Genomic DNA, 6,077 nt, shown 5'->3' on the forward strand with positions numbered 1-6,077 from the left:
CGCCCGACGACACGCGCACGGCCTGGCCGGGCGCGAGCCGCAGCCCCGACGGACCGCCGGCGCGCACGTCGTGCGCCACGGGCAGCGTCAGCTGGCTGTCGTAGCCCGCGCCCGCGGTCTCGTGCGCCGCGACCGCGTACCCGTCGCGCGCGGCGACGGCGACGGCCGGCACGTCCCTCGTCGCGACGAGGTCACGCGCGAGGATGCAGCCGGTCGCGTCGTGCAGCGCGACGTCGAGGGGCGCGACCGGCCCCACGGCGGCGAGCACGGCCGCCAGGTGGTCCTGGACCGATCTCATGCGGGCATTGTGCCCCGACCCAGGGGTCAGGCCTTGCCGCCCGCGACGTACTGGACGAGCCAGTCCTTGAAGTCGGGGCCGAGGTCCGGACGATCCACCGCGATCCGGACGACGGCCTTGAGGTAGTCGAGACGGTCGCCCGTGTCGTACCGGCGGCCGCGGAACACGACACCCGTGACGCCGCCACCCTGCTCGGCAGGCATGTCCATGAGCGTCGCGAGGGCGTCGGTGAGCTGGATCTCCCCGCCGCGCCCCGGAGCGGTCTGCTCGAGGACGTCGAAGACCGCGGGGTGCAGCACGTAGCGGCCGATGATCGCGAGGTTCGACGGCGCCTCGTCGACCGGGGGCTTCTCGACGAGACCCGTGATCCGCACGGTGTCCGCGTCCTCGTCGCCGTCGAGCGGCTCGACCGCCGCGCAGCCGTAGGAGGAGATCTGCTCGGCCGGGACCTCGAGCAGTGCGATGACCGATCCGCCGAGGCGCTCCTGGATCTCGAGCATCGGGGTCAGCAGGGCGTCGCGCTCGTCGATCAGGTCGTCGCCCAGGAGCACGGCGAACGGCTCGTCGCCCACGTGGTGCTTGGCCTGCAGCACGGCGTGGCCCAGACCGCGAGGCTGGCCCTGCCGCACGAAGTGCACGTGCGCGAGGTCGGTGGACTCGCGCACCTTGGCGAGGCGTTCGGTGTCGCCCTTCGCCTCCAGCGCTGCCTCGAGCTCGGGGACCGCGTCGAAGTGGTCGGCGAGCGTGCGCTTCGAGCGACCGGTGATGAGCAGGACGTCGTCCAGACCGGCCGCGACGGCCTCCTCGACGACGTACTGGATCGCGGGCTTGTCGACGACCGGGAGCATCTCCTTGGGCGTCGACTTCGTGGCCGGCAGGAAGCGGGTGCCCAGACCGGCGGCGGGAATGACTGCCTTGTGGATCGTCATGTCGGAACGCTAGCCGCGCACCGCGCGCCCCGCCCAGGGCAAGCGAGTGTGGCGTGGGTTACGTCGGCGGATCGCCGTGCGCGGTTCCGGACGCGTTCACGACGACGTCACGCCCGGCCGTCGGACCGGCCCCGACGAAGCCGGCCTGGGCACCCCGGAGGACGGTGCCGGCCCGATCCTTTGCGACACTGGTGCCATGAGCAGCGCTGCCGACTCGTCGAACCGCGCAGGAGCACCGGAACCCGAGGAGGAGAAGGAGCAGCTCCGCGCGTCGATCCGCAAGGCCCGCGCCCACCGCTCGCAGCGCCGCCGCGACGAGGCCGCCGCGGCCCTCGCCGACGTCGTCGAGTCGATCCCCGCGGTCGCCGCCGCGCGCTGCGTCTCCGTCTACGCCGCACGCGCGACCGAGCCCGCGACGTCCGTCCTGCTCGAGCGCCTCGCGGCGCGCGGCGTGCGGATCCTGCTGCCCGTGCTCGGCGCCGGGTTGCAGCGCGGCTGGGCGGAGTACGCCGGCGCCGACGACCTGCGCGAACGCGCTCCGGGACGTCCTCCCGAGCCCGGCGGTCCGACGCTCTCCGCGCAGGCCCTCGCCGACGCCGACGTGATCATCGCCCCGGCCCTGGCGGTCGACACCGCGGGCGGCCGCCTCGGTCAGGGCGGCGGCTGGTACGACCGTGCCCTCGAGCACGCCCGCGCCGACGCGCTCGTCGTCGCCGTGGTGTTCCCCGAGGAGGTGCACGACGCGACGCTCGACCCGCTGCCGCGCGAGCCGCACGACCGTCGCGTCGACGCCTACGCCACGCCCGAGCGCTGGGTGCCCCTGACCTCCTGAGCCCCCGCGCCCCCGGTCGGCGCCGACGGGCGCCCGGTCACGGGTGCAGCGTGAGCCTGTCGACCGCGTCGGCCGTCGTCGCGGCCGACGTGAACGGCCACGGGAACGTCTCCCCCGCCGCCCACGGGCCGAACTGGTCGCTGTAGTGCGGGCTCGCGGGGTGACCCGACGAGCCGGTGAAGTTCACCCACGTCGAGGAGTCCAGGTCACCGAGGTCGACGACCATGCGCATCGACGGCCCGGCCGTCACCGCGTAGCCCTCGGACGCGTCCCACGCGGTCGCGTCGACGATCGACGGCCCGCCCCCGACCCCGATCGGGTCGGGGTTGACGAAGTTTCGCACCAGGCCCGGGATCGACGCGCCACCGAGCACCGGGTGCTCGGGCGCGGCCGAGTGCAGGCGCCCCCAGCGCCACGAGTCGGCGTCGCGGCCGAGCTGCTGCGTCAGGGACAGTCGGGCCGTGATCATCGCCTGGTAGAGGATCTCGTCGCGACCCTCGAGCAGCCCGGGGGTCGTGCGGTCGTCCCACCACGGCGACGCCGGGTCGTCGAGCAGGCCACGGACCACCTCGAGCCAGCGCGAGCTGCCGTCGGGCAGGTCGCCGTCGGGCAGGTCGTCGGCGAACGTGAGCTCGAGCAGGGTCTTCCACACCGCCGCGAAGTACGCGGCCGCGGCCGAGTCGGCGCTCGAGACGCGGTCCCACGACCGCAGGAGCTGCTGGCCGTCGTCCTCGAACGTGTCGACGATCCCGATCCGCAGGAGCCACGGCACCAGGACGTCGGCGTACGGGTTGTGCTGGTCGTTCTGGAGCGCACCGACGTCCTGCACGCTGATCTTCTCCCCCGCCGCGATCGCGGACGCGAGCTGCGAGCCGATCCGCTGCGAGCGGTAGCCGTAGTCCCAGTCGTCGGTCAGGAACGGGCCCACCCCCGCGGGCGTGACCGCCTGGTTCGCCGCGACGACGTAGCCCTCGACCGGGTCGAGCGCGCGGGGCATGACCTCCGGGTCCACGTAGCCCTGCCAGTCGTACGCGGGGTCCCACCCGGGCCGCGGCCACGTGCCGTCCGAGGGCACGGCGCCGACGATCGTGTTGCGCACCGGGATGCGCCCGGGCGCCTGGTAGCCGATGTGGCCGTCCGTCGTCGCGAAGACGATGTTCTGCGACGGCACGTCGAGGAGGCGACCCACGCGCGCGATGTCCTCGGCGTCACGGGCCGTGTCCATCGCGAGGACCGCGTCCGCGGTGCGTCCCGGCGCGAGCGCGGTCCACGCGAGCGCGACCTCGTACTGGCGACCGGTGATGCCGTCCGCGAGCGGCGCACGCGCGACCGCGTCGACGTCGATCACGTCCGAGATGATCGGCCCGTGCGCCGACTGGCGCACCTGGATCGAGACGTCGTCGCCGCCGTTGACCTTGATGACCTCGTTCCGGACCGTGAGCGGCACGGTCTGGTCGCCGCGCAGCGCGCGTCCGTCCTCGACGCGCTCGAGGAAGAAGTCCGTGACGTCCGCGCCGAGGTTCGTCAGCCCCCACGCGAGGTCGGCGTTGTGGCCGATCACCACGCCCGGGAAGCCTGCGAACGAGAAGCCCGAGACGTCGTACGGACATGCGTCGTCGACCGTTGCGCAGCGCAGGCCCACCTGCGTCCAGATGCCCGGGGCGGAGATGCCCAGGTGCGGGTCGTTGGCCAGCAGCGGCGCACCGCTCGCGGTGTGCTCACCCGCGACGACCCACGAGTTGGACCCCACGCCCTCGCCCTCGCCGACGAGGTGCGGCACGGCGTCGAGCGCCCTCTGCGCGCTGTCGAGAGCGCCCTGCAGGCCCGAGTCGTCGAGGTCCAGAGAGGTCGCCGTCGCTGCGGCCTGCTCCGGCGTCGCCAGGTCCTGCGCGCTCAGGATCGGGGCGTTGAGGTCGTACGGGTAGGCGGGGAACAGCTCGTCGACGCGCGTGACGTCGCGGACCGAGGCGTACGCCCGGGCCCGCGCGAGCTCGTCGTCGTAGTTGCCGCGCAGGTCCCACGCCATCGCCTTGAGCCACGCGAGCGAGTCGACCGCGTCCCACGGCTCGGGCGCGTCGACGTCGACCTGCAGCCCCAGCACCGTGTACTCGACCGCGATCTGCGACGGCGCCTTGCCGTCCAGGTAGGCGTTGACGCCCTGCGCGTACGCCTCGAGCGCGGCCCGCGTCGTGTCCTCGACCAGCCCCAGCTCACGCTCGGCGACCCGGCGCCAGCCGAACGTGCGGATGACCTTGTCCGCCTCGAGCGCGTCGTCGTTCTCGCCCACGAGCTCGCTCAGCCGCCCCGCGACGACGTGCCGGCGGTAGTCCATCTCGAAGAACCGGTCCTGCGCGGCCACGTAGCCCTGCGCGAGGAACAGGTCGTGCGGGTTGTCGGCCGTGATCGTCGGGACCCCGCGCGCGTCACGCGTCACGGTGACCTCGTCCCGCAGGCCGGTCACCTCGAGGGACCCGCCCACCTGCGGCAACGGGCGACGCACGACGACGAACGCCGCGACCGCGGACGCGACGAGCGCCACCACCAGGACGATGGCGACGGACAGGAGAGTCAGACGAAAGGCACGGCTACGCACGTCTGCGAGGGTAGTGCCGCCTCGGGACCCTCGCCGTCAGGAGGCAGCCGGAGCGGCGGCCGTGGCGGTCGTCGTCGAGGACGAGGACGAGCTGCTCGACGTCGTCCCGGAGGTCGATGCGGACGACGCGGACGCCGTGCTCGCCGCCGGCTTGGCGCTCTCCGACGGGACCGCCGGGACCGACGACGACTTCGCACCCGAGCGCGCGTCGTTGCGGTAGAAGCCGGAGCCCTTGAAGACCACGCCCACCGAGGAGAAGACCTTGCGGAGCTTGCCCTCGCACTCGGGGCAGACCGTCAGGGACGAGTCCGAGAACGACTGGTGGATGTCGAAGGCGTGGCCGCACGCCGTGCACGCGTACGAGTAGGTGGGCACCGGGTCTCCTGAGGGTTCGTTCGGTGTGTCTCGTGCGGTGGCCACCGGGGACCGACGCGGGTCGCGCCGCCTGGCACTCGCACGTTCCGAGTGCCAATGATAACGGCGTCCGCAACCCACCCATTCCCTCGGCGATCCCGGTGTGCGCCCGCGGCGCGGGTCGCCGGGTCCGGGCCAGGCGCACCGAGGACCGCCGGCGCTGGGTCGGCGGTCCTCGGTCGGGCGGGCGTCAGACGGTCGGGGCGGGCGGCGCAGGCGGTGCGCTGGGGCCGTCCGCCGGCTTGATCGTGGGCGGGTTCGAGACGTCGGCCGACAGCGCCGGCGTGGGGCGAGCGGCCAGCAGGTCGCGGATCTCCTGCAGCAGCAGGATGTCCTCGGCGGGCGCCGCGGGCTCGGGCTCCTCGCCGCGCTTGCGTCGGGCAGCGAGCTTGTTGAGCGGCAGGACGACGAGGAAGTAGATCGCTGCTGCGGTAAGCAGGAACGTCAGCAGCTGCGTCAGGATCACTCCGACACGGATCGGGTTACCACCCTCGTCGCCCCACGTGTACGGGCCGATGCTCCACAGGTTGTTCAGGTCTGGCTGCCCGAAGATCCAGCCGATGAGCGGGTTGAGGAACTCCTCGACGACCGCCTTGACGACGTTTCCGAACGCGGCGCCGATGACGACACCGATCGCGAGGTCGACGACGTTGCCGCGTGCGATGAAGTCCTTGAAGCCCTCGAAGACCTTGCCGAGGCCCTTCGCCCCGGAACCGAGGGTGGTAGTGGCCGAGCCGAGCGGGGACTGAGTCACGTGAACCTCCGTTGAGCTGAGCGGCCGTGGCCACTGCGACGTTCGATCATGGCACGACGACCGCGGACAGCAAGGCGGAAACGGCCGCACCTGACAACGCGGCCGCCTCGTCGGGCGAGACCGCGACCAGCACGGGCGCCGAGTCGCCGCCAGCGAGCCCTGCTGACCACCCCTGGTCCTGCGCGCCGGGCGGGACCGGCAGCACGAGCGCATGCCGCGCGACGACCACGCCCTGCGTCCCGGTCTCGGCGGCGGCG

The 6,077-nt window shown here is 73.2% G+C and carries 5 protein-coding genes and 2 pseudogenes; 1 reads left to right on the top strand and 6 read right to left on the bottom strand.

Annotation, left to right across the window (positions count from 1 at the left end; all coding sequences use genetic code 11):
- Both CWIS_RS06320 and galU read right to left on the bottom strand, forming a co-directional pair.
- Positions 1–298: pseudogene (locus tag CWIS_RS06320) on the bottom strand (molybdopterin molybdenumtransferase MoeA); the annotation flags it as partial.
- Positions 299–324: 26 nt separating this feature from the next.
- On the bottom strand, positions 325–1,227 hold the full coding sequence (galU, locus tag CWIS_RS06325) for a UTP--glucose-1-phosphate uridylyltransferase GalU (protein WP_048342420.1): 903 nt from the start codon (positions 1,225–1,227) through the stop codon (positions 325–327).
- 196 nt (positions 1,228–1,423) lie between these two features.
- Between galU and CWIS_RS06330 the strand changes: the two genes are divergently transcribed.
- The gene (locus CWIS_RS06330) at positions 1,424–2,059 is read left to right on the top strand and encodes a 5-formyltetrahydrofolate cyclo-ligase (protein WP_048342421.1); all 636 of its coding nucleotides are present in this window, start codon (positions 1,424–1,426) and stop codon (positions 2,057–2,059) included.
- A 37-nt stretch (positions 2,060–2,096) separates the two neighbouring features.
- On the opposite strand, the gene CWIS_RS06335 is transcribed toward CWIS_RS06330, so the two are convergent.
- The 4 genes and pseudogenes from CWIS_RS06335 to CWIS_RS18670 all read right to left on the bottom strand — a co-directional run.
- Positions 2,097–4,652, bottom strand: a complete 2,556-nt coding sequence (locus CWIS_RS06335) for a penicillin acylase family protein (protein WP_048342422.1) — start codon at positions 4,650–4,652, stop codon at positions 2,097–2,099.
- Positions 4,653–4,688: 36 nt separating this feature from the next.
- On the bottom strand, positions 4,689–5,027 hold the full coding sequence (locus CWIS_RS17985) for an FmdB family zinc ribbon protein (RefSeq protein ID WP_082156268.1): 339 nt from the start codon (positions 5,025–5,027) through the stop codon (positions 4,689–4,691).
- A 229-nt stretch (positions 5,028–5,256) separates the two neighbouring features.
- The gene (gene mscL / locus CWIS_RS06340; protein WP_053071583.1) at positions 5,257–5,820 is read right to left on the bottom strand and encodes a large conductance mechanosensitive channel protein MscL; all 564 of its coding nucleotides are present in this window, start codon (positions 5,818–5,820) and stop codon (positions 5,257–5,259) included.
- A 46-nt stretch (positions 5,821–5,866) separates the two neighbouring features.
- Positions 5,867–6,077, bottom strand: a pseudogene (locus tag CWIS_RS18670) (flagellar biosynthesis protein FlgA); the annotation flags it as partial.

The sequence above is a fragment of the Cellulomonas sp. A375-1 genome, from assembly GCF_001040865.1.
Taxonomy (GTDB): domain Bacteria; phylum Actinomycetota; class Actinomycetes; order Actinomycetales; family Cellulomonadaceae; genus Cellulomonas; species Cellulomonas gelida.

Excerpts from the sequence above, each read along its gene's own strand:
- galU (WP_048342420.1), bottom strand. The coding sequence starts at position 1,227 with ATGACGATCCACAAGGCAGTCATTCCCGCCGCCGGTCTGGGCACCCGC.
- CWIS_RS06330 (WP_048342421.1), top strand. The coding sequence starts at position 1,424 with ATGAGCAGCGCTGCCGACTCGTCGAACCGCGCAGGAGCACCGGAACCC.